The sequence below is a fragment of the Anaerocolumna sp. genome, assembly GCF_032079385.1.
Lineage (GTDB): Bacteria > Bacillota > Clostridia > Lachnospirales > Lachnospiraceae > Anaerocolumna.
In genome coordinates, this window is record NZ_DAMAUC010000012.1 from 24,365 (window position 1) to 48,123 (window position 23,759).

Sequence of the window (23,759 nt, forward strand, 5' to 3'; positions counted from 1 at the left end):
TTCGGATTTCTACGCTCTCTTATGAGAGCGTTTTTTTGTTTCTGTAGAAAACGAATATGCCTGAGACCTTGCCCTATAAGGCTTTACTGTATTCTGATAATGCAGTTCGTAGAGAATTAATTGATCGCTGCAAGCCCAGTAGCTCCGCATTTTATTTCCCAAAAGAAAACGACGGCTTTGAATTCAAAACCGCCGTTTGGTGCAGCACTCTTTATTGATGCATGATAATTCTACCGCCACAACAACGGTTTTTTATTTTCGATGGTAATGAGTGGCAGGCTGGAGATGATAACCAAACCAGCCCCAAATAGAATCAATGTTATCAAGAAGTAATTGTGGTTCTCCTCAGTCTTATCAAAATGCATTCTATAATTCTCCAGTCATTTTATTTATATTAATACTTTTTTTAATTGTAATAAAGTTTCATTGCTAATAGCATGTTCCATTCTACATGCGTCACAAGATGCTATTGCTGCTGGTACACCCAGCGATAATAGCAAATTGTAAAATAGAACATAACGCTCCGTAATAGCACAGGCAAGCTTAAATCCTTGTGGAGTAAAAGAAATGTTGTGCCTATCATCCACATGAATATATTTTTCTTGCTTCAATAGATGTATAGCGTGCGATACGCTGGGACGGCTTACCTCCATTTTCTTAGCTATATCCATGGCGCGCACGTATCCTTGCTCCTGTTCAATACTTAATATTGTTTTTAGATAATTCTCCTTTGAAATGCTGAGTTTCTCCACTGGCATCAAGGTCACTTCCTTTCTGTTTTTCGTGGTGGCTGGCATTCCAATAAATAGTTGCTTCAAGATTAAGTGTTTGTTTTAGATCTCCAGTCAACTTTTGTATAGCTATTTGCACATTTTCTAAATGAGGACTTGCTTTCAAACATACTTGTATGAAAGCAAGCCGCTTTTCAGGGCCAAAATCGTATGTGGCTATTGATTCCACTCCGCTAAAAACATTGTCTTGTTTTAACACAAGCTCCATTATTTGTTCAATTAGTTCTTTGTCTGTACCTTTTCCAAGAAGCAAGGAAAGGTGCTCTTGAAAAGATGTAATTCCAGACCACATAATTGCCGCTGCAATGAGTAATCCAGCCACGCCATCTAAAGGTAATGTAGTAAATGGTGCTAAGAGTAAAGATAAAAGAGTCATCGCTGTTAATATAGCATCTGAAACATTGTCTTTAAACATTGTACGAAGCGTTGCTGATTGGATTACTCGATTTACCATATGTGTATACAGCGATAATGCCAACTTTATGATAATGGAAGCTACTGGTATCCAAAGAAACCAAGATGGCATTATTGTGATTTGCGGTGTTAATATTCTTGCAATAGAGTACTTGCCAAAAGACAGGGCAGTTGTCATTATTAAAAATGATACAATAAATCCACTGATATACTCCATTCGACCATAACCATTCGGATATTTATCATCCGCTTCTTTACCGCATAACTTAAAGCCAATAATGGCAACAAACGAAGCGGCACAATCAGTGAGATTGTTGAAAGCGTCTGCAAGAATCGAAACGCTATTTCCAATAAGACCTATTGTACATTTTGCAGAAAAAAGGATAATATTTGCTGCAACTCCAATATATCCTGCACGTTGTCCGATTTGCTGCCGAGAGTTATATTTATTGCTTGGAAACACGCTAAAAATCCTTTCTATAATGGTGACTGTGGTGTCCATGCTGGTCATGAGGGCCACGACTTCCACCATGGTGCATATCATTATGCCCAATATGATTGTCATGATTACCTTCATGGTGTTCATGCCCGTGCTGATTTTTTGCAGCATTGCCATGATGCTGTTCATGCCAAGAGTGAATTAATTTTTCTAAGACCTCAATTAAATGATGTTGTTCTTCAAGTGATAGCATAGAAAATAATTCTTGAGCTGTTTCGTATTGTGCATTCGCATTTTCATCAATGGCCATCTTCCCAAGTTCTGTAAGTTCAACATTCACATTACGCCTGTTTCCCGCTTCTTTTTCGCGAGTAATAAGCCCTCTTGATTCGAGTTTGCTTAAAAGCTCGCTTAATGAAGCAGCTCGTATCTGTAATACTTCAAGCAAGTCTCGCTGTGCCATTTCACCTGTTTGCGCAAGGATTGAAAGGATACGCCACTGGCTCGGATGCATTCCGTTTTCCTGATGATGTCCTCTGCTTAAAGCATGGGAACAACGCAAGAATAAAGAATAAAGCTTTTCAGATGCAATATTTTTTTCAACTATTTGCTCGTTTTCAAAATTTTTATTATTCATAATGTTCTCCTTTAATTTTCAATGTTAGGTACCTTACAATTAAAATAGCACAGCGAAAAGGAAATGTCAATATGTTTTTAGGTACCTAACAATATGTGTTTTTTTCTGTCAAAAAGATCTTGTACCTTTTGCTTTTACGCTGAACAGACAAGAGACAAGATACTTGACTATGCGGTGGAGCTGACGGGAATTAAAAAGGGAAAAGTCTTAGGTAATCTTTATGAGTTGGACTATCAGAACCATTTTATCCATGTCCGGGACGTTTCGCAGCCCACGGTCAGTACCACACTTGTTTATGAACATGGAGAACGGACAAGGGTAAAAATGAACCGAAAAGCAAGTAGCCAAGAAAAAAGTGAGGAAGTAGAGGTATAAGCATATGGAAATATTCACAGTTGAGGAAATCAATCTTATATGCTGCTGTAAAGAGGACACCAGAGCTGATACAGTAGAGGTTATGACTGCAATCAAACCTATATGGAAAAGGACATGCTGGAACTTGCAAGACGCACAATCGAAAAACTCAATGGGCTGACCGAGGAAGAATTTACAGAGATAATTTTGAATTTACTGCAGATATAGTATAAATAAAACGAGACATGATAGTAAAAGGCTATCACGTCCCGTTTTTTTAAATTTTATAAACTGCTTCAATGTATTTTTACTTAGACACTTATGAAAATCGGCAAGCACAACGGGTATTTCCCACTCCATACATTGCTCATAAGCAATTTCCCCAACAAACCATTATTTATTGAGCTTCGAATTTTTTCTCTGAACTTCTTTCGCTTTGTGCTTGCGATCGATTTTCATAGCAAACAGTACATTTTTTCATACGGCGATTGACAGACAATACCCCCATTGTTTTTTTGTTTGCAGGAGAAGCAGGTGGGATAAACATTGCTTCTTCAATATTTAGATTTTCCACGTTTCCCAGATTGGTAACGCTGTATCCATTTCTTTTCTCATAGCCGAGTATGAGTGACCCAACAAATTTTCCGGCTTTGCTTTTAAAATCTCCCATTGTTGAAATAGCGGCGGCGTCAATCAATTCGGGATGAAGGCGAAAATAGCAAGCAAGTATCATCATCTTCTTTTGCACGTTATTTAAGTTTCGCCTAATCTGCTTTGCAACTGCTTCCGCTTTTTGTATTACGTTATTCGATTTAGAAGCATTCTCAATGCCTATCGCTGTTGCATAATTACCAAGGGCTCCTTTATGGTAACAAGTAACCTGTTCCCGAATGTCAACAGCAATTACAACCCGGTCTGTTTGCTCTTTGCACATCATTTCAGCTACAAGATAATCATTAAGTGAAATACCGTGTTTTCGACAGAGGTTCAGTAGCCCATTGACCTTTTCCGTTTCCAATGTTTCAATCTCGTAACTTGTAGGATTATTATGAATAAAATCTTTTTCAAAGTTGAGATAATCCGTATAATTTACTGTATGTTTTTCTTTACGCCAGTCGTGATTTGCTTTGTTAATGATTATTTTACTTATCAGTGATAAATCACTACCCACAGGTAAATCATGAATGGAGCAAATCAACTGCTCATCTGTATAGCTGGGCGCATTTCCCGAAGCGTAGCAATCAGCAAATTCACACATAAGGCCAAGGATACTCCGCCCGTCACCCAACAGATGATGAACGACAAATAAAATCTCAAAACCACTTTTTCCCGGATAAACAATTATCTTTAATAAACCCTCACAAAATACGTTCCAACCGCATTCTGTGAGGGCTTGATAATCTTTGGCCCATAAGCTGCAATCCTCTTTTTCGACAATTGGAATTTGCATTTCAGGAAAATATTTGTAGAATAACTTTCTTGTTGTGTCCTCTGTTTTAATTAGACTTTTCAAAAAGGGATGCGCATTTGCAAGTAAATCCAATGTGCGTCTCACTTTAGAAAGGTCATATGCCATAACCATCTTTGCCTTAATCCCAAAGTGCATGTTGGGACACATGAAATGCGCCCGTTCAGTGATTACATATTGATTTTTTACCATATTTTTCTCCTTTTTCTTAGATTGCTGTATTTCCGTTACGCGCAAGATTTCCTCAATAAACCGTGTGCTTTCATTGAGCCATGAGCTGTGTGATTAATGTCATACTGTTAGTCTGATTCGCTGATAAGCAGCACAATGGAAACTATGGTAACGAGCAAAATAATCTATCCCAATCGATATACAGGATATAATTCCGTTGAAGTTATTTATGTCTCTACGCCACACTATTTGATATAAAAAGGCGCTTCAAACCGACATTGAGGAATTTCCAGCGTCTTGCCAATCAGTTTAAGGATAAAGTCAACTCGCTGTTCCTTCGTTATTTTTTCAAAAGAATTTTCATGTAATACGCCACCAATGCCCTGAAATAGGAATCGGGCGTGCCACTCCATTTTATAAGGAGCGCTTACTTCATCGGATTGCATCAACGCAAATAATATTTTTTTAAAGGCGGGAAACATCGCTTCCAATGTCATATCATGCAATGCCGATGCTACTGTCCAATGGACATTGTTACGGAACAGAACTTTATAATCCGACATTCCGGCATCATAACAATCTATAATCTGTTCTATTTTTTTTCGATATGTTATATCTGTAGATTGTTCCACCATCAGCGAAGAAAATTTTTCTCCCTGTTTTTTCATAAAATGCTGAAACGCCTTGTCAAATACTTCTTGCTTAGAATCAAAGTAGTGGTAGAACATTCCTACCTCCCCACCTACTCGTTCTAAAATCATACGGATAGAAGTATTTTCATAGCCATTTTTTAAAAATAGCTCTAATGCCACATTTAGAATTTCATCTTTTTTTCCACCTTCTAATACAGCCTTTCTTGCCATGTTGTTTCCTCCAATAAACAGAACATCGTTTTGTTTATTATATCTTTTTTCACTCACACTTGTCAATAATTAAAAGAATATTGTTCTGTTAATTTGCGCTTACGAGATCCCCCGTTATCTGACTGACAAATGGGATTTTACTAATATTTTGGGAAATAACTCCGATATGAATAGTAAATGGTTATCAAGGAGGAAAACTATGATTGGAAAAATGGGAAATGACAATGTCAACCTGCAAAATGGATTGATGCAGGCTGATAATAAACAAGAGAATAAAACTGAAATGCAGAATAAGAGTGTGGATGCTAGTAAACTGAATTTACAACAGGATACAGTGTTATCCAAGCAGATTCAAGCCCAGAAGAAGGCTTTAAGAACTATTCTGAATGCGTTTGGGGTAGAACAGGGCATTAGCGACAGCATCAATGAACATATCAGGAAGGCAGAAGAATTGACAGAAGAAGCTAATATGAACTTATCCGAAGTCGAGAGACTAGAGGGACTAAAATCAGATTTAAAGAAAACTTATGATATTGCGGACGATAGCATGGAGCAAAAGGATTTAGAACTTCTGGAAAAGCAGGAGAGAATTGAGAGAAGAGAAACCAAAGAGGTGCTGTCGGATGAAGAAAAGAAACGGTTATCAGAAATGGGGCCGCTTACAGAGTATCAAACCGCTGCTTTGGAATATGAAAAAGCTATATTTGAGTTCAATACCAGGGCAACGGATGCTATAGATAATGCTTTCTATAAAAACAGAGTTGCTGAAGCTTTAAAAATAGAACAGGGCAAACTTCATGTCCAAGTGGATGCGCAAAAAGTAGCAGATGACATTATGGAACAAGCTTCAAAAGAGATCGTAGGTATGCTATTGAATGAGGGAAAAGAACTTGTGGATGATAAAATAAAGGAAAATAAAGAAGAGGCAGAAAAGCGGGCGGAGAAGGAAGCAGAAAAAGAAAAGCTGAAAGATAAGAAAGAATCGGCTGAGAAGAAGGTGGTCATAGGACAGACTACCACCAAATTAGATAATATAGCAGAAGCAGACAGTGCCAAGAATAAATTCCAGGCAGAAATACGAGTTATGATCGCTAAGCAAAAAATGCTGGAGGAAGATGTAAAAGGGCTGGAGGTAGACCAGCAGATTTAGAGAACATATAAATTTATTTAGTAACATAAGTGAGAGTTTGAATAGTACATAACGATTCAAACTTTCACTTATTTGTATTTATATTCAAAATAAGAATAATTCAACAGAATAAATTAGAGGTAAGATATAATAAAACGTTCCTTTAAATACGATACAGAGAACCGTATCATAAGTAAAGGAGAGTTTTACTTAAATTGGAGGTATGGGGTGTGGTTGAATCTCAACGTCTCCAGTTATAGACATTAGGCTTAAGTCATAGGGATTTGGCTCTTTTTTCTCTAGTCGATGGTCACCAAGCATTATGAGGGTCAAGGAGTGCCGGAGAATAGAAAGTTGGATGGAATGATTTGGAACATGGTGTAAGTAAGAGAATAAGGAGAGGTAGATGAATGGTGACAGGGGAATGGGTGCTTGGGTGACACTTTTTGTATAAAGATTTCTAAAGAAAGTTAGGATTGAAATTAGTCTTAAAAAATGTTATGCTACCAACGGTAAACAAAAAAATCTTAAATAAAGACAATCAATTGTAAAATTACGATTGTGATGATATATGGAAGGGACTGCAAAAATTATTGTGAAACAGCCCCTTTTTTATTGATAAAGAGAGGTAATAATATGATAAAAGTTGAAAACATATCCTATTCTTTTCCGCAAAAGGATTTATATAATAAAATTTCATTTACATTAGAAGATAATCAACATTGTGCTTTTATAGGAACAAGTGGCACTGGAAAAAGTACATTAATAGATATAATAATGAACCCTGGAAGATATATATTCGATGGAAAGTTAGAGGTAACCCCTAACTGCAGAATTGGGTATGTAAGTCAGTTTTCGCAATTGGATGAAACCAAAGAAATTACAGTGTTCCAATATATAGCGGAAGAATTTATTAAGTTACAAAATGAAATAACTTCTATTTGTGCTGAAATGGAAACATCTTCGGATATCGATTCTTTACTGGAAAAGTACCAACAAACTTTAGATGCATTTCATGCAATTGGTGGGGATGATTTCGAAAGTAACATTACTAAGAAACTAAATCTAGCCAACCTAAGTAAGTATGAAGATCTCATGGTATCGAAACTTAGTGGTGGGGAATTCAAACTTATTCAAGTGATTAAGGAAATGCTAACAGTTCCAGACTTAATGATTATGGATGAACCTGATGTATTTTTAGACTTTGAACACCTTAATGCACTTAAAAATCTAATTAATTCACACAAAGGGATTATGCTGGTTATTACCCACAACCGATATCTATTGAATCATTGTTTTAATAAAATAATACACTTAGAAAACACAGAGCTCCAAGAGTTTAATGGAAGATATATTGATTATAACTTCTCCTTACTTCAAAGTAAAATCGAGTTACAAGAGCTGGCTATTGCTGATGCACAGGAAATTGAGAGAAATAAGAAAATAGTCGATAAACTAAGATCTGACGCAACTTATTTTACCTGTGCCTCTAGAGGGAGAGCGTTAAATGCCAGAGTTTCACTTTTACAAAGATTAGAAGAGCGTAGAATAAAAGAGCCATTTGTTGATATTAAACAACCGGAAATAAGTTTAGTTGCAGAAAATGAAATCAAAGAAACGACCGTTATAAAAGTTAATGATTATAGTGTTGGGTTTAAAGATGTACTATTAGAGAATGTTAATTTTGAGATTAGCCCCACTGATAAGGTAGCCCTTATTGGTCCAAATGGTAGCGGAAAAACAACTTTACTTCGAGAAATCTTTAAAAATAATCATGAGTCTATTGAGATACATGAAGACACCCATATGGCTTTTTTATCTCAGCTTCAAGGCGAAATGCTAAATGAATCGAATACGATATTAGAAGAGTTCTTCGAGACTGGATTTAAATCTTATGATGAGATTCGAATACATCTTTTGAACTATGGTTTTGAGGAAGAGCTCATGAATCAAAAGATAGAAGCTTTATCTGGTGGAGAGAAAAACTTACTTCAGATGGCTAAAATTTCTGCTAGTAAAGCAAATCTGCTGCTTCTTGATGAACCAACCAGTCATCTAGACACTTATTCACAATTAGCACTAGAAAAAGCCATAGAAAACTATAACGGTGCGGTTCTTATGATCTCTCATGATTTCTATTCTATAGCAAACTGTATGGATTATGTTTTAATCATTGAAGATAAGACGATTAGAAAAATGAGTATACGAAAATTCAGAAAGATGATTTATGCGAATCATTTTGATAAAGACTATTTAGAAATTGAACAAAAGAAAAAAGCAGTGGAGACGAAAATAGCCTTGGCTTTAATGGATACTAATTTTGAACTAGCAAAGGCTTTATCTGAAGAATTAGAAACATTGATTAAATTACTATAACAAAAGGCTGAAAAACAATGTGGATCAGGTGGAAATACATGGTCCTTTTTGTTTGAAAAATCTTTCACGTTACTTGAAAATATTGGTGTCATCGTTCTTATACTACAGACAATGTTGAATGGGGATATAAGTTTAGTTTAATAGATAACTTTGATATGTGACACATTTACATTGAATCAGTAGAATTTTGAGTGGAGATACTTTATAATGGGTAAAAAATAGTAGGAGGCTTGACTTGAAAAAAGGTATTTATTTGAATGATTCCGTTCATGGATTGATTTCATTAACCGAATATGAAAGAAGAATTGTTTCAACAATTGGTTTTAACCGTCTCCATGACGTATATCAAAATTCTACGGTATATCTTACATTTCCAACTAATCGAACCAAACGATTTGAACACTCCGTTGGTACGATGAAACTTTGTTCTGATATGTTTTTTCAATCGTTATTGAATACAACAGATTTCATGTTGAGTGAATTCTTTGAAATTTTTGATAAGGAATATGCCACGATTTTAGATGGATTAAGACAGCAAATGGATGTTTGCGAAGAAAAATTAGGCAGCAGACTTCCGGAGGCGATACCGCAGATTGAACTAGATAAGTTGAGACATTCCCTTATACCGAACAATATCCCTGATCAGTATAAAGTCATTTATCTTATCCTCATTCAATCTATCCGGGCAGCAGCATTGTTACATGATATTGGACATCCTCCATTTAGTCATATAGTCGAATTTGCGTTGAAAGATGTTTATCTTGAATATAAAGACAAAGCAATTAGTGAAGAGGAAAATGCAAAAGAATTTGTCTCAATTATGTCGAAATACTTTGAAGGTAATAAGAAATTACACGAACAAATGGGTGACGAGATCAGTGAAGGTATTTTAAGCAAAATTATTGTGCCAATTTCAGAGGATGATGAGAAATATGATGAGAATTTATTTGAACTTCTTATATTAGAAAGTGTTAAAAGAATTTTTGCAGAAGATGGGGCATTCAGGTATCTTCATAGGATTATTGATTCTAGTTTGGACGGAGACCGCTTGGATTATGTGACGAGAGATGTAATCAATTCGGGAAAGGATTCTGGAAAGATAGAGTATAGCAGAATTATTAATGATATGCAGCTGTTTGTGGAGAACGGAGAAATTTTTTTCTGTGTTCCATTAAAAGCAGTAAGTTCGGTGGAGGATTTTGTTAAGCGTAGATATAATAGCTATAAAGATATTATTTATCACCATAGAGTCATCCAATCTGATTATATTCTGGAAGGAATCGTAAAAGATCTGGTGAAGAAATATTTGAATGAACCAGTATCGAAAACACAGCGTGACAGCGAAGTACTGATACCATTTGATATCTCAGGACTCTGGTTTCCATTGGGGGATAAAAAGTCAGCAATCAAAGCAAATGCACTTTCTCAATGGAATGACTCCTGGTTAATGACCGTATTGAGACAAATTTATTATACGGAATATTATCATAATGAAGAGATTGAAGAAGGCACTGGGGGTTTTGTGTTAGCACAACGTCTGGCGGAATTGCTGCGTAATAGCAAGCGGTATCATTCTCTAATTAAGCGGAGTGAGAATTTTAAGATTATTGACGACACTGTGAAGCTGGAGATAATGAAACACAAAGACGTGATTGAAGCGTTCCTATTGAAGGAAAATGGGTTATCTTGTAGGGATAGATCTACGGAATTGATTCATCAAATGTTAGGCATTGCGATGAAAAATTCTTCTGGCTTTGTTTTATCGTTTATTTCGAGATACAGTAAGGAAATGAAAATCGAAGCCTTTGAACAGCTGGTAAGTGAAATTGTTAGGAAGGAAACAAACTATATAGTTACCGATCTTAAAACTTATGATACGGTTACTTTATTTAAACGGATTTCGATTGGATTAGATTCTCCAATTTATTTCTATAACCATAAGGGAACAATTTGTACCTTAAAAGATATCAGTGGAGTTGCCGATATTTTACAGCTTGATTCTGATTATCTACCGGTCTTCTATATTTACATTTTAGCAAAAGATGAGGATGGGGTACTAAAGGAGAAAAGAGAAGAATTGTTAGGTTGCATCGGTAAACAGATCGGTGTTGAAATTATGAAAAAATTTCAGGAATTTGGGAGGGAATATCATGACAAAACATAATATCTATACAATGAGTGTCGCAAGCGTCTATCCTCATTATGTTACGAAGGCGGAAAGAAAAGGACGTACGAAAACAGAAGTTGATGAAATCATCTGTTGGCTGACAGGATATAGCCAGGAAGGGTTACTAGAACAACTAGAAAAGCAGACGGACTTTGAGACCTTCTTTGCGAATGCTCCGCAACTGAATCCATCTAGGGTTTTCATCAAAGGTGTGGTTTGCGGGGTTCGAGTGGAAGATATTGAAGAACCAACTATGAAAGAAATTCGTTATTTGGATAAGTTGATAGATGAATTAGCAAAGGGGAAAGCGATGGATAAGATTTTACGGAAATAAGGGAGAGAATAGATGAAGAATAAAAATATAAAAGTACTACTATCTGCAACCATTGGTTTACTTGCCGTGTTAACTACAATAACCACTATATTATTGATTAAGGTTATCCGACTAGAAGACAGTATGGGGGTAAAGGTAAAAACAGAAATAGGTTCTGTAGATCTGGATGCATACTTAAAAGATAAATATGTAGAGGTAGGTAAAGAAGTTGACCCAGATTGGAAAAAGTGGAAGGATGTACGTTATCATTATGGATTTGATAGTAATCAACAACCAGTGTTTAATACAGTGAATGGAGTATTAGAATCAGACACCATGATATCTGTACGAGGTGGAAAAGGAAGATGGAACAATCGCTTTGTGTCTGGCGGACATGTATTTGAAGGTTGGTCAGGGAACGAGCTGAGCCGATTAACTTTATTGATGGGCAAATTTCATGAGACATTTGCATGTATTCAAACTTTTTCACCAGCAGGATTATATGGGGAGGAGCATCGATTTGGCTGGGTAAAAATTGGTTCAGATGTGAAGAAAAAGGGGGTAGATATTTCCCAAGGCTGGACTAATCTTTACACTCCTTTAACATTACAAAGGAGGAGAGGAGCACCTAAAAGAGTGACAGATAGTGATTTAAATCCTCAATTATCATCGGCAAAAGTTCCGGTAGGAACAATGTATTATGATACAACCTTAGAAAAAGTACGGGTAATGACAGCAGATGGTTGGAAAAGTTTCGTAGTAGAGTAGCATATCACACACATAAAACTTGAATTTGTAAGCTTGAAATATGAACATAACAGTAGGAAAAAGGAGGGCAAATATGGAAGATAGTCTTATGAATTTAGAACTAGATAAGTTTAATAATGATTCATTGAAATTTATTAAGATTTACCAATTCAATGAAGCCGAATCTATACCATTGAATTAAAGATATAACGCTGGATTTGCTTAGGTAATTAATAAAGTATCTGTCGAAATGATAGGTAAATACGAAGAATCAATCGTTATTATCGAAAAGTAATTAAATTGACAAAACGAAGTTTGTCCTTTCGATATTTAGCCTTGGATTTATTTGTTGGAAGAGTAAATGCCGATACAAATAAAAACAGGTGATAATTTATGTTAGATGAAATAAAGAAAAAACAAATATATAATGTTTTACTTATGCCAATACAGTGCACAAAACATAGTGGTTTTAATGACGAAAGAAAAGTTGATATTATAAAAACAGTAAATGGCATTAAAACAACTCAAACATATTGGGTTGAATACAAAAATAAAAATACTGGCACACCATTTAGGTATAATTTTCAACCAGACTGTGATATGTCAGATTTTGCTTGTGGCTTTTATGAAATAATTTATAAAGAGTTCTTGGATGGTAAAAAAGTAGTTGATGATAATGGTTGTTTGGTGGATAATGAATTTGCAGGCGATACAATGACGAGTGTAAGTAGATTACCAGGATTAAAGAACAAATACCATTGTCTTGCAAATTTTTGGATTATACCAATGGAATTAGGAAGAAAGTCTATACATGAATTATCAAAAACAAGTAATAGGTATTGTATAAAAGACTTTATGGACAGATTTTTACTTTTATTGAAATTTAATTTAGATGATTATAAAAAGATTTTTCCTAATTATTTTTCAAAAATAGATATTTTTTCAAGAATGTCAGATATTCATTTAATAAATGAATCATACTTGGATAAGCAACATAATATTATGCAGTACAGTGACGTGATAAATAAAGATACTGAGGATTATCTATGGAATTGTATTAAGAAGCGAGCTGAAGCAATATCCAATTCTAGGTTTGGACCTGAGTTGTGGTATTACTTTGCCCAAAACAATATTTTAGAGAATTGATATTTCCTCTAAAAAAGACCTTGACAGATTCCAATTTGCATAGGATTCTGAACTTCTCAGTATATTTATGAAGTAAAGCTTTGCATTTGACAAATTTGAATTTAATGGGTTTGGTGTTCATGTCATTTAAGTTGTTAGATACAATCGATAAAATTTCTTCTATGGGGTAACTTGTAATTTCATAGATTAGGAGCATTCGCTCCTGTAGGCGAAGTAAAACAAGGTTGCAGGAAATTTATATATCAGTGAGGTGCGGGAGATGAAAAATAGTTTTTCTGAGGTTAAGCTATTTCAAGTGAAACCTGATAAATTAATTGAATTTGAAACATTGATAACGACGATAGCTGACGAACAAAAACAGCAAATGGGTTGTATTGACATCAAATATGTCAAGCGTTTTTTTACCATTGATGGTGTCGAGAGTGGAGAACCGCCGCGAGAGTTAACCAAAATTGTTAAATGTGTTAAGTATTTTTCTTATTGGGAATTCGACAATAAGGAGAATTACGGAAAAGCGACAGAATGGTTTTTCAAGAATCATCTCAAGGATATTCAAAAGTTGTTAATTATGCCTTTCGACATTAACTGCGGAAATTCGATATATTAAAAACAAAATTCTATTCAAATTTTTGCAAGATTACGAATGATATTCACTAAATTAATGCAGAGGTGGTGCTAAATATGTTATCAGTTAGTTTTAATGAAGTGCTTTGCCAAATTGGCATGCCTGATCTCAAGCATCCAATTTTTTATAATACTCCCGTCGGTATTCGCTTTGAAATCGCTGGAGATGAACCTGTATATATAAACGATTCTAACAATAGAGAAAATATAGCAAATCCTGAGTATGTTTCAGCAGCATTGAACCGGGCAAAAACCATATATCTGAGCCTTCCTCATCAGCCCGATATACTGCGGATAGACACATACCCTGATGGAGAATATAGCCAGCAGAAAGATACATTAAAAAAGTTGGTGGACTTAGGAATATCTCATCCACAGGAACAGAAATTGGTTTCTCTTCGACAGGAGGATGAAAATGATACAGTAACACAGCTACAGTCTTATTGGGGGCTTGAAAAAACATTCCACCCTGAAGCGTTGTTGCAGGAAATCATCAGGGCAGATATTGGTGGCAACATTTCCGGACTGGTTTCAAACGTATATTTTGTTGATTCGATCGGTTCCATTCTGTTTCATCTTTATGATGACCGGGGCGCAGATCTAGTAGCAATGAATAAAGAGCTGCTACACCCGATTTTTGTAAAATACAATGACTGGATATTGGATTATGACAGAGAACAAATAACTAGGACGTTCGCAAAATGAGCATTCGTTCCGGTTGTGATTTAAAACAAAGCTACAGGTAAAAAACTCTATGAATCATACATGACATTTAAAGAACTGCGATTAAAAAATGTTGCCCCTGATTACTTGAAAAAATAGAAAATATCAAACATAGATTAGCCCACAGGTAAAAACTGTGGGCTTACTTTATAACCCGTACCATCAATAATGAATTGGTAAATTTTATGTATAAATTCTAAATGACATATGCTATAATTGAACTTAAAAAGGTGAGGAGTGATATTTTGTATAAAAAAATAGCTATTGTCCTTTTGGTGGTAACTTTACTATTTTCTCTGGGCGCATGTTCTTCTGAAAATAGCAAGAAAAAGGACAATTCATTCACTGTTTTGTCAAGCAGTGAGAATAAGGATTTAGAGCAAATGCTTTCGGAATTTGCAGAAAAAAATAAAATTGATTTAAAATTTGAGTACACAGGGTCATTGAATATTCCATCTATGATAAATTCATCGCAAGAGGATTATGATGCTGTTTGGTCTTCAAACAGCATATGGAATGCCTCTATCTCAAGTTCCATTCTAAAAAATTCGAAATCCATATCTGTTAATCCTGTAATATTTGCGGTAAAAGAAAGCAAGTATGAAGAATTGGGATTTAGTAAAGACACGGTTGTAAAAGACTTGGTGCAGGCAGTTGAAGCAGGAAGTTTAAAATTTCTAATGCCTTCGGTTACTCAAACAAACAGCGGAGCCTCCGCTTATATAGGATTTTTAAACTGTTTGGCAGGTAATCCACCGGTTTTGACAGAGGAAGACTTAAAATCAGAAGAACTTCAAGAAAGTTTAAAGACTTTGTTTAAAGGAGTAGTCAGAAATTCCGGAAGCGATGAATATTTGATAGACATCTTTAATGAAGGGGATTACGATGCACTTGTGAACTATGAATCTTCACTAATAGAACTGAACAATCAGTTAATAAAAAGTAATAGAGAACCCTTAAGGTTCATTTATCCCTCTGATGGAGTTTCTGTTTCAGATAGCCCCTTTGCGTACATAGACAACAATAATGATAGTAAGCTGGAAATTTTTAATAAGCTTCAAAACTTTTTATTGTCAGCAGACATCCAGCAAAAACTTGAAAGCATGGGTAGAAGAACCACCTATGGCGGTCAGGTATCAAACGATGAAGTTTTTAAGGAATCATATGGAATTGATAAGAACGCGTATTTGTCGCCGATTAAATACCCCGCAAGCCCTGTAATTAAAAGTGCACTGAATCTTTACCAGGATTTATTCAGAAAACCCTCCGCGGTAGTTTTTTGCCTTGATTATTCAGGTAGTATGTATGGGGAAGGAAATGAACAACTTGTTGTGGCGATGGAAAGGATATTGGATTATAAGCTGGCATCAGAGGATATGATACAGTTTTCAGAAAGGGACAAAATCTTTGTTATTCCATTTGCAGAAGAGATCAAATGGGAGGACTCAACTATTTCTGGCACAGATACAGCTGACCTCATTTCCAGAATAAAGGATACGGAGGCAGGAGGCGGAACGGATATATATAAGCCGGTGGAGCATGCCATTGAAATACTAAAGGATTTTGATGCTGATGTATATACAAAATCCATTGTTTTAATGACAGATGGTGCATCGATTGGAGGTTTCAGTAAAGGTAACTCTTACGAAATACCTGTGTTTTCAATTATGTTCGGTGAGGCAAATCCGAAGCAACTGAATGAAATCAGCAAACTTACAAAAGGCAAGACCTTTGACGGCAGAATAGACCTTATTAATGCCTTTAAGGAAATAAGAGCATATAATTAGAGGAGATTCAATATGAAAGAAATATTTCTTGGTGTTGTTTCCGCAGTAGTATTCCTTGCAGTCTGGCTTATAGGCGGCAACATTGTAATATCCATCTTAAGCAGTGCAGGTTGCCTTATAATAGCCTTATTTACAATAAAGGCGTTGGAAAAGGAAAAGAAATTGAAGATTGACTTAAAGGGTGATGAAAATGCCTACGATAAGGTCCATAAATCAATTATAGATTACACTTCTTCCATTTCAAAGTATAGGGATAAATTTAGAAGCCTGAATGTAGAGAAAGATATTATATCTCCGGACATTATAATCATGATGGATTCAATCCATAAAACGTGTTTAAAAATATTAGATGCCCTTAAGGAAGATAATTCTCTCTACACGAAGTTAAATGATTTTTCTTCATATTATTTGCCTGGGCTGATTAATATTTTAGATACCTACGAGAACTTGGCCGAAGGCTCATTTAAAGCAGACGAAGCACAAAAATTTGCCTCGCAGTTTTACCAATTTCTAATTCAGATAACAGATGCCTTCGATAAAAAATATTACAGCCTTTTCTCAAAGGATGTTCTGGACAGTAAGGCTGAAATGGCTGCCATGACGGCCTTATTCAAATCAGAAGGACTTGTGGATAATAAAGATTTTATGGGAGGAACAAAATGAAAAATATAGTAAGAGGAATAATTGCTTTCGTAGCAGTTATTGCAATAGGCATAACCGTATCAATTATAATGAAGCCGAGGGATAAAGCGGTTACCGTGATGGGTGCAGTAGGGGGAGGTAAAGAAAACTTTCTCGCTGATCCGGATATTTTGGCAATTTTACATGACAAATACAATATAAACTTAAAGGTTGATAACTGGAGCAATAATAAGCTTATTAAGGACACCATAGAAACCAAAGAAGAAAAGGACTATGACTTTGTTTTTTTCAGCGATGAAAGATTTTATGAATATTATAAAAGACCTGCAGCAGCCGATGAGGCTCCAAGGCTAAAAACATTAAAATCCAATATTGTGCTATCAACTCCCATAGTGATTTACAGCTGGGACAGCATATGCGATACTCTAATAACTAATGGTATAGTTGAAAAAATTCAGGATACCTACTACATTGTTGATATGCCGGCGGTTTTGTCATACATTGAAAATAATACAAAATGGTCGGATATAGGCATAAAGGACATATACGGCAAAATTAATATTGCCAGCACTGATCCGGTGACATCCTCACCTGGTGCAACATACTACGGATTGCTGGCATCAATTATGAACGAGGGATATGTGGATGAAAGTAATATTGACAATGTTCTTCCAAAGCTCAAGGATTTTTACAAACTTTCAGGCTTTATGAACAATACTCCTGCCGATCTATTTGATCTGTATCTTAGAATGGGGAAGGGTGCTTATCCAATGATAGTCGATTATGAAAAATCCATTATTGATTTTGCCAATAACAATCCTGACGGCTTTGACAAGGTCAAGGATAAGGTAAGAATACTGTATCCGAATCCCACCATATGGAATTCCCATTGTATAATGAGTTTTTCAGAGAATGGCACATCCTATGTGGATGCTTTGGCTGACCCGGAGATTCAAAAGATAGCATGGGAAAAATACGGCTTCAGAACTGGTGTGGTAGGCGGAGAATACGATGTTAATTCAGTGCCGGTAAAAGGAATTCCTCAGGAAATAACCTCCGCAACAAAGGGGCTGCAGAAAGAAATTTATGATAAAATAATTGAAGCACTTAAAAATTAATATTTTTTATAAAGGAGATTAAAATGGAAGAAATCAAATTAGGTTTCGGGAACGAAGCACAAGCATTACCGGAAAAAAATCAAACCGAAGAAGGCGGTATGAGCTTGGCATCTTTAACCCCCCAGGAACAGAAGCAGGTTCTGGAGTTTGTAGAAAAAATTGATGTTACAGATAGCAACGCCATTGTTACATATGGTTCCGGTGCGCAAACAAAGCTTGCAAAGTTTGCGGACGATACATTGAAAAATGTTAAGACAAAGGACTCCGGAGAAGCCGGCAAGTTACTTTCTGATCTAGTTGTTACCATAAAAAATTTTGATTACGTTGGCGAAAATAAGGGCTTTTTAGGCAATCTATTCGGAAAGGCAAAAAATGAAATTGACAAGATGATTGCTCGCTATAGCGATGTTGAAGTAAATATTGACAAAATAACCAATATGCTGCAGTCTCACCGTCATACCATGCTTAAGGACATTGCCATGTATGATGAAATGTATAAAACGAATTTGGATTATTTCAAAGAACTTACCATGTACATTGTAGCAGGCAAGGAAAAGATTAAGGAAGTGAACGAAAAAGTAATTCCAGAACTAAGAGAACAGGCTGCTAAATCAGGTGACGAAGCAGAGGCTCAAAGATTGAATGATTTCGTTAATGCGGTAAATCGCTTTGAAAAGAAGGTTTACGACCTGCAGCTCAGCCGCCAGATATCACTTCAAATGGGACCGCAAATACGCTTAATTCAAAACAACGACGCCCAGCTGGCCGACAAAATCCAATCTTCAATTGTAAACTCCATACCCCTATGGAAGAACCAGATGGTTATATCCCTGGGTCTTGAAAATGCAAAGGCCGCTCTTGCTGCTCAGACCAAGGTTACAGATATGACAAACGAGCTTTTAAAGAAAAATTCCGAAATGCTTAAAGCAGGTACTCTGGATGTGGCCAAGGAAAGCGAGAGGGGAATTGTATCCATGGAAACAATAAAAAAGGTAAATCAGGATTTAATAGAAACAATTAATCAAGTTCTTGAAATACAAAAGAAGGGTAAAGAGGAAAGACTAGCTGCAGAGTCAGAGCTGGTTTCAATAGAATCAGAACTTAAGCAAACTCTGGTAGCTATAAGATAATATGCAATGTAAAAAGAAGAACTATCATGACTGTGATAAATCTTCTTTTTATAAATTTAATTGTTATTTTTATTGCATTGGCAATTATATTTGTATTTTGATTCCCTAGGTTCTTTACATAAGAGGGTGTTCCTCAAGTCATGTCATGACTTTTGGAACACCCTCTAAAATTTTTCCAAATTGTACAAACTTTAGCCTTACCTTTTACAACAATTAAAAGATATAAAATTGGCATTCCTTCATGTAAAATGGTTTCACCAGCTTCAAATCTCAATATGCTGCCTTTATTGTTGGACGATACAATCTACCAGTCAAAATTTTCGCAGTGGCTATAAATGCAACGCTAAATTTGTTTTTCAGGAACTGGATGAACTATAAGTGAACAACTTGCTTTTTGAATTCATTGGTATAGGTACAGCAGGGTCTTCTTTCAGTCATGATATAACTAAACAAATAGTTAATTTGTAAACTACATAAAAGAATTCTCACTATTTTCTAGAAGAAGAAAAGAAAACCGCAGCAAAAATAAAGTGTGGGTATCCGTAAAGTCAATATTAAAAAGTTCTTCCATACGTTTTACTCGGTAAATCACAGTGTTTTTGTGTATAAACATAGAGGACGATGTAGCAAGTGGGGAACAGTTGTTATGTAGGTAGTGCTTTAAAGTTTCTGCATAACTTGTATTATGCTTAAAATCATAGTTTAATATAATTTTAAGAGTGAGAGAGCAGAAATCGATAGGTGATGTTATGCTATCTTTTGTATAGGATAAAAGCATATCAATTTTACAGTCATCGTGGAATAAAGTATGCTTTTGTGGATATCGATTCAAAAGAAAATCTAGTGTTTTAGAAGCATATTCGAATTGCGTTTTTGCTTCCATAATATTATGGAAAGGGTCACTTACACCAAAGTAAAGTTTATATTCTGTACAAAGATGTTCCATCATAGTCATTAAAGCTTCTGAAATAGTCCCGGATTCGTCAGTACCTAAAAGCATTACCAGTTTACCTTTGAAAAAAATTATTTGAGTGCTGTATTTATAATACTCTGTTTGTCGATACAATAGATTAATAATCTGGGAATCCGTATCGGGAGAGAAGGTTCCACACATTAAAAAATAGTTAGAATAAATTTGTTGCGCATAAAGTCGTGCATTATCGTTATATGAAGTTTCGTCTTTAATAGCTCCATTAAGAACAGATTCCAGCAAAGAAGCTTGTGTGGGCATAAACGGCTGAAGGGTGTGCACACTATTTTGCATCATATACGAAATAGCGCATACGTCACTCATAAGGCGTATGATTTCGCTATCAACAGTTTCGAGAGGAACATCAACTTCAGGTACAGTAAAGTGTCCTACATGACGTCCGCCATAGTAAGATTTACTTATCCAACGTCTTCTTGTACCAGTAGCCTCCATAATGAATGGAGTATTATCATTTTTAGATTCAAGGGCAAGTATAAGTTCTTTATAGGCAATCATTGGGTCCTGAAATTTGAAATAATTTTCTCTTTCTTCAATATCTTCTTTGGGGTAACCAGTAGAAATTGCACGGTGTTTGTATGCAGAGTTTGAATAGGAGGTATAAGTACCTAGAATTTGGGCACCTAAATTTACAAGATCCTGAAGAGTATGTTCTTTTCTAAGAAGTTCAAATATTGTTTTACTTGCACTTTCAATTGTGTAGTTACTCATGAGTGTAGCTCCTTTAATTTAAGTCGAATTATTTTAGTTAGAATTTAACCTTATCAGATTTGTATTTTAAGTACAAATGTATAGACTTTTCTATTGTAATATATTTGTACTGTAAATACAAGAAAGACCATGATTATTATATCATTACCATATATTTTTTTATGCATCAACTTGTTATAATATTAACAATCACAATTTTGAATCATACTATTTGGCTTTGAATTATTCTATTTATATAATCCCTGATGGCTTATCTAGCTATTCGTGCTTGGCGGTTCTATAAGCTTAACGAAAGTGGATAACATAGTTACAAGGCTTAGTTTTAAAGAACAAGGAATTATTTAACCTCATTAGAGAAGCTGACTCACCTGTTTCGGCAGGAGTTGAAGCTTCTGCTGCATGAGGTAGAGTTGGCAGCGTAAACGGAAAACATGCCTATAGGCAAGTGGGAATATCCGTTTTCACAATCATACAATAAGATTCTTTTGCATGACTAATTGTTATTATTTTGTCAATAAAGGGATTGTATTGATAGGATGAAAGAGAAAGAAATTAGCAAAATTGGAGTATGGTGTTTGGATTGAAATACTAAGTATTTCGCTGAATACCAAGAAAATGTGGATGTCCACGATACAAATTACAAATGAGAAAGGTTGATATTTATGAAATGGATGAAAAAGACAATAGGCTTAGTTCTAGTATGTTCAATGGTTGTATCTCTTACGGCATGTGGTTCTAAAAAACAGCAGACAAATGGAGAAACTGTTACTACTACAGAAGAAAAGCAAGTATCAGGTTATACTCCTGGTGAATATGAGGGCGTGAGCAGTGGCTACGGCGGTGAGATGAAAGTTAAGGTCACTGTGGATGAAACGAGTATTACAAAAATTGATATTATTAGCCATGCGGACACACCAGGAGTAAGTACAAATGCTTTTGATCAAATTCCACCTGCTATTATAGAGCAGCAGAGTCTGGCAATTGATGTAGTATCAGGTGCTACATTCTCTAGTTTAGGTATTCTTAATGCAGTACAAGATGGGCTAAAAAAAGCTGGTGCAGATATTGAGGCTCTAAAAAAGGCACCAGAAAAACAAGAAACTGAGAAATCAACAATAGAAAAAACAGCTGATGTTATTGTTGTTGGCGGCGGTGGTGCTGGCTTATCAGCTGCTATAACAGCGACAGATAATGGTGCAAGTGTAATCGTTATAGAGAAAACTGGTGTTTTAGGTGGTAATACACTAGTTTGTGGTGGCATTTATAATTGCCCGGACCCAGAACTTCAGGAGCCAGAGGGAATTGAAGATTCTCCAGAATTCTTTGCTGCCCAAACATGGGAAGCTGGTGACAAAGTGGCAAATAAAGAACTCGTTGATACAATGTGTTCTAATGCTTACGATGGCTTAGTATGGTTAAAAGAACTTGGAGTACCATTTGAAAACTTTATTACACAAGGTGCTGGTTCTCTCTATAGAAGAACACACGGTTCAACAGAGCCAAACGGAACAGGCTTTATTAACGCTTATGTTAAAAACCTATCTGAAAAAGCAGACCTTTGTGAAATCATGATGAATACAAAAGGTATTGACCTTATTGTTGATGGAAACAAAGTTGTTGGTGTAAATGCAGTAGATAAAGATGGCAATGATATTGTTTTAAAAGCAAATAAAAGCGTAATTCTTGCAACAGGTGGTTTTGCAGGTAATGTAGAACTTCGCCAAAAATATTGTGAAGGTCAGAAGTGGCCAAATCTTGGTACGAGCGTTCTAACAACAAATGTAAAAGGTGTAACAGGTGATGGAATTATCATGGCAGAAAAAGTTGGCGCAGGTTTTGTTGATATGGAGCATATCCAACTTCTACACCTTGGAAATCCAAAAACAGGGTCTATTGCTGGTGGAGTTCTTAATAAAATTCGTTCTGCTGATGAGGTTATCTTTGTAAATAAGGAGGGTAATCGTTTTATCAGAGAAGATGGACGTAGAGACGTTATTTGTAAAGCAATTCTAGAACAAACAGATGGTGTTATGTATATTATTCATAACGGTGACAATATTGATCCTGAGAGTGATGAAATTAAAAATATGGTTAAAGAGGGAACTGTGTTTCGTGGAGAAACGATAGAAGAACTTGCAAAACAAATTGGCGCAGATCCTGTAAACCTGCAAAAATCTTTAGATAGCTACAATGCATGTGTAGATGCAGGTGCGGATACAGAAACAGGAAGAGAACTTCTTAACTGCAAGATTGAACAGGGGCCATACTTTGCAACTCCTCGTGTACCATCTGCTCATCACACAATGGGTGGTGTAAGAATAGACAAAGAGTGTAGAGTTTTAGGAGAAGATGGAACACCAATCGAAGGTCTAATTGCGGCGGGAGAAATCACCGGTGGTATTCATGGTGCTAACCGAGTAGGCGGCAATGCTGTTGTAGATACTGTTGTATTTGGACGTATTGCTGGTGAAACGGCTTCCAGATAATAAAATATAGATAAAGTAGATCGAATAACCATAAACAAGGGCAGCAGTCATAAGACGGTTGTCCTTATTTGCTGGGGTATTGCCCTTGTTTGCTGGGGTATAAAGTGTTGGAATAATCTGGTGAGAGAAACATCAAATCAAGATAAATAGAGGCTTATCCTTGTCAAAAAAGATCCACAAAGCTGATTTATCAAATGTTAGAGAATACTATGAAAAATTCTTCCGGCTTTGTTTTATCCTTTATTGGAGATATAGTAAGGAAATGAAAATCGAAGTATTTGAACAGATTGTTAGAGAAATAGTTTTTGAATTGCCATATAATTACCTCCATTTCTAAATGGGGACATATCAGAGCAAGGGAAGTATATAGAAAGAATAACAGAATTATGAGAAATATTGAAAGACTAAAATCCACCTTGCCTTTTTGTAAGACTTAATTCTACTTTTTGAGAGGAAAGGGTGGAAATTAAATTTTCAATTAAAGTTTTTTAACGACACCAGGAGGCTTTTTAATCAACTATTGACATAGAAATTT

General features: G+C 35.6%; 20 protein-coding genes and 1 pseudogene. 15 read left to right on the plus strand and 6 right to left on the minus strand.

Translation table 11 applies throughout. The features are described 5' to 3' along the window. Positions 1–389 precede the first annotated feature (389 nt). The 3 genes from RT261_RS11125 to RT261_RS11135 are packed head-to-tail and all read right to left on the minus strand — an operon-like array spanning position 390 to position 2,281. Entirely contained in the window at positions 390–758 is a 369-nt protein-coding gene (locus RT261_RS11125; RefSeq protein ID WP_313132555.1) for a metal-dependent transcriptional regulator, read from the minus strand. Further along, positions 697–1,707, minus strand: coding sequence for a cation diffusion facilitator family transporter (locus tag RT261_RS11130; protein WP_313132556.1), 1,011 nt, complete (start codon positions 1,705–1,707; stop codon positions 697–699). Before RT261_RS11130 ends, RT261_RS11125 begins: the two co-directional genes overlap by 62 nt. After that, positions 1,670–2,281: a MarR family winged helix-turn-helix transcriptional regulator gene (locus RT261_RS11135; RefSeq protein ID WP_313132557.1), complete on the minus strand. Its 612-nt coding sequence runs from the start codon at positions 2,279–2,281 to the stop codon at positions 1,670–1,672. The genes RT261_RS11130 and RT261_RS11135 overlap by 38 nt, the downstream gene beginning before the upstream one ends. 93 nt (positions 2,282–2,374) lie before the next feature. On the opposite strand from RT261_RS11135, the gene RT261_RS11140 reads away from it, so the two are divergent. Both RT261_RS11140 and RT261_RS21020 read left to right on the plus strand, forming a co-directional pair. Continuing rightward, the gene (locus RT261_RS11140) at positions 2,375–2,656 is read left to right on the plus strand and encodes a hypothetical protein (RefSeq protein WP_313132725.1); all 282 of its coding nucleotides are present in this window, start codon (positions 2,375–2,377) and stop codon (positions 2,654–2,656) included. Positions 2,657–2,660: 4 nt separating this feature from the next. Beyond that, a pseudogene (locus tag RT261_RS21020) lies at positions 2,661–2,863 on the plus strand (transposon-transfer assisting family protein). A 169-nt stretch (positions 2,864–3,032) separates the two neighbouring features. On the opposite strand, the gene RT261_RS11150 reads toward RT261_RS21020, so the two are convergent. Next, entirely contained in the window at positions 3,033–4,295 is a 1,263-nt protein-coding gene (locus RT261_RS11150) for a hypothetical protein (RefSeq protein WP_313132559.1), read from the minus strand. Between the two features lie 224 nt (positions 4,296–4,519). Next, entirely contained in the window at positions 4,520–5,137 is a 618-nt protein-coding gene (locus RT261_RS11155; protein WP_313132560.1) for a TetR/AcrR family transcriptional regulator, read from the minus strand. Positions 5,138–5,336: 199 nt separating this feature from the next. Between RT261_RS11155 and RT261_RS11160 the strand changes: the two genes are divergently transcribed. The 12 genes from RT261_RS11160 to RT261_RS11215 all read left to right on the plus strand — a co-directional run bounded on the left by RT261_RS11160 (position 5,337) and on the right by RT261_RS11215 (position 19,039). Then, positions 5,337–6,287, plus strand: a complete 951-nt coding sequence (locus RT261_RS11160) for a hypothetical protein (RefSeq protein ID WP_313132561.1) — start codon at positions 5,337–5,339, stop codon at positions 6,285–6,287. 615 nt (positions 6,288–6,902) lie between these two features. Further along, positions 6,903–8,642, plus strand: a complete 1,740-nt coding sequence (locus tag RT261_RS11165) for an ABC-F family ATP-binding cassette domain-containing protein (RefSeq protein WP_313132563.1) — start codon at positions 6,903–6,905, stop codon at positions 8,640–8,642. A gap of 235 nt (positions 8,643–8,877) precedes the next feature. Further along, positions 8,878–10,806: an HD domain-containing protein gene (locus tag RT261_RS11170; RefSeq protein ID WP_313132565.1), complete on the plus strand. Its 1,929-nt coding sequence runs from the start codon at positions 8,878–8,880 to the stop codon at positions 10,804–10,806. After that, positions 10,793–11,143, plus strand: coding sequence for a DUF2200 domain-containing protein (locus RT261_RS11175; RefSeq protein ID WP_313132566.1), 351 nt, complete (start codon positions 10,793–10,795; stop codon positions 11,141–11,143). The genes RT261_RS11170 and RT261_RS11175 overlap by 14 nt, the downstream gene beginning before the upstream one ends. 12 nt (positions 11,144–11,155) lie before the next feature. Next, positions 11,156–11,890 (plus strand): hypothetical protein, encoded by a 735-nt coding sequence (locus tag RT261_RS11180; protein ID WP_313132567.1) that lies wholly within the window; start codon positions 11,156–11,158, stop codon positions 11,888–11,890. 372 nt (positions 11,891–12,262) lie between these two features. After that, entirely contained in the window at positions 12,263–13,015 is a 753-nt protein-coding gene (locus RT261_RS11185) for a hypothetical protein (protein WP_313132569.1), read from the plus strand. Positions 13,016–13,274: 259 nt separating this feature from the next. Beyond that, a complete protein-coding gene (locus tag RT261_RS11190) occupies positions 13,275–13,622 on the plus strand; it encodes a hypothetical protein (RefSeq protein ID WP_313132570.1) in 348 nt (115 codons plus the stop codon). 74 nt (positions 13,623–13,696) lie between these two features. Continuing rightward, positions 13,697–14,344, plus strand: coding sequence for a DUF3885 domain-containing protein (locus RT261_RS11195; RefSeq protein ID WP_313132572.1), 648 nt, complete (start codon positions 13,697–13,699; stop codon positions 14,342–14,344). A gap of 263 nt (positions 14,345–14,607) precedes the next feature. After that, entirely contained in the window at positions 14,608–16,149 is a 1,542-nt protein-coding gene (locus tag RT261_RS11200; protein ID WP_313132573.1) for a VWA domain-containing protein, read from the plus strand. A gap of 12 nt (positions 16,150–16,161) precedes the next feature. After that, positions 16,162–16,812, plus strand: a complete 651-nt coding sequence (locus RT261_RS11205; RefSeq protein ID WP_313132575.1) for a 5-bromo-4-chloroindolyl phosphate hydrolysis family protein — start codon at positions 16,162–16,164, stop codon at positions 16,810–16,812. Continuing rightward, a complete protein-coding gene (locus RT261_RS11210; RefSeq protein WP_313132576.1) occupies positions 16,809–17,909 on the plus strand; it encodes a hypothetical protein in 1,101 nt (366 codons plus the stop codon). The genes RT261_RS11205 and RT261_RS11210 overlap by 4 nt, the downstream gene beginning before the upstream one ends. A gap of 23 nt (positions 17,910–17,932) precedes the next feature. Continuing rightward, on the plus strand, positions 17,933–19,039 hold the full coding sequence (locus RT261_RS11215) for a toxic anion resistance protein (protein ID WP_313132578.1): 1,107 nt from the start codon (positions 17,933–17,935) through the stop codon (positions 19,037–19,039). A gap of 469 nt (positions 19,040–19,508) precedes the next feature. Here RT261_RS11215 and RT261_RS11220 read toward each other — a convergent pair whose 3' ends face one another. Further along, on the minus strand, positions 19,509–20,738 hold the full coding sequence (locus RT261_RS11220) for a PucR family transcriptional regulator (protein WP_313132579.1): 1,230 nt from the start codon (positions 20,736–20,738) through the stop codon (positions 19,509–19,511). 662 nt (positions 20,739–21,400) lie between these two features. On the opposite strand from RT261_RS11220, the gene RT261_RS11225 reads away from it, so the two are divergent. Next, positions 21,401–23,224 (plus strand): flavocytochrome c, encoded by a 1,824-nt coding sequence (locus tag RT261_RS11225; protein WP_313132580.1) that lies wholly within the window; start codon positions 21,401–21,403, stop codon positions 23,222–23,224. The last annotated feature ends 535 nt before the right edge of the window (positions 23,225–23,759 follow it).

Bases quoted from the DNA above. Each gene is read 5' to 3' on its own strand.
- RT261_RS11185 (WP_313132569.1), top strand. From the start codon at position 12,263: ATGTTAGATGAAATAAAGAAAAAACAAATATATAATGTTTTACTTATG.
- RT261_RS11135 (WP_313132557.1), bottom strand. From the start codon at position 2,281: ATGAATAATAAAAATTTTGAAAACGAGCAAATAGTTGAAAAAAATATT.
- RT261_RS11225 (WP_313132580.1), top strand. From the start codon at position 21,401: ATGAAATGGATGAAAAAGACAATAGGCTTAGTTCTAGTATGTTCAATG.
- RT261_RS11210 (WP_313132576.1), top strand. From the start codon at position 16,809: ATGAAAAATATAGTAAGAGGAATAATTGCTTTCGTAGCAGTTATTGCA.
- RT261_RS11130 (WP_313132556.1), bottom strand. From the start codon at position 1,707: ATGGACACCACAGTCACCATTATAGAAAGGATTTTTAGCGTGTTTCCA.
- RT261_RS11125 (WP_313132555.1), bottom strand. From the start codon at position 758: ATGCCAGTGGAGAAACTCAGCATTTCAAAGGAGAATTATCTAAAAACA.
- RT261_RS11165 (WP_313132563.1), top strand. From the start codon at position 6,903: ATGATAAAAGTTGAAAACATATCCTATTCTTTTCCGCAAAAGGATTTA.
- RT261_RS11190 (WP_313132570.1), top strand. From the start codon at position 13,275: ATGAAAAATAGTTTTTCTGAGGTTAAGCTATTTCAAGTGAAACCTGAT.
- RT261_RS11140 (WP_313132725.1), top strand. From the start codon at position 2,375: ATGTGTTTTTTTCTGTCAAAAAGATCTTGTACCTTTTGCTTTTACGCT.
- RT261_RS11155 (WP_313132560.1), bottom strand. From the start codon at position 5,137: ATGGCAAGAAAGGCTGTATTAGAAGGTGGAAAAAAAGATGAAATTCTA.
- RT261_RS11175 (WP_313132566.1), top strand. From the start codon at position 10,793: ATGACAAAACATAATATCTATACAATGAGTGTCGCAAGCGTCTATCCT.
- RT261_RS11215 (WP_313132578.1), top strand. From the start codon at position 17,933: ATGGAAGAAATCAAATTAGGTTTCGGGAACGAAGCACAAGCATTACCG.
- RT261_RS11180 (WP_313132567.1), top strand. From the start codon at position 11,156: ATGAAGAATAAAAATATAAAAGTACTACTATCTGCAACCATTGGTTTA.
- RT261_RS11205 (WP_313132575.1), top strand. From the start codon at position 16,162: ATGAAAGAAATATTTCTTGGTGTTGTTTCCGCAGTAGTATTCCTTGCA.
- RT261_RS11220 (WP_313132579.1), bottom strand. From the start codon at position 20,738: ATGAGTAACTACACAATTGAAAGTGCAAGTAAAACAATATTTGAACTT.
- RT261_RS11150 (WP_313132559.1), bottom strand. From the start codon at position 4,295: ATGGTAAAAAATCAATATGTAATCACTGAACGGGCGCATTTCATGTGT.
- RT261_RS11195 (WP_313132572.1), top strand. From the start codon at position 13,697: ATGTTATCAGTTAGTTTTAATGAAGTGCTTTGCCAAATTGGCATGCCT.
- RT261_RS11160 (WP_313132561.1), top strand. From the start codon at position 5,337: ATGATTGGAAAAATGGGAAATGACAATGTCAACCTGCAAAATGGATTG.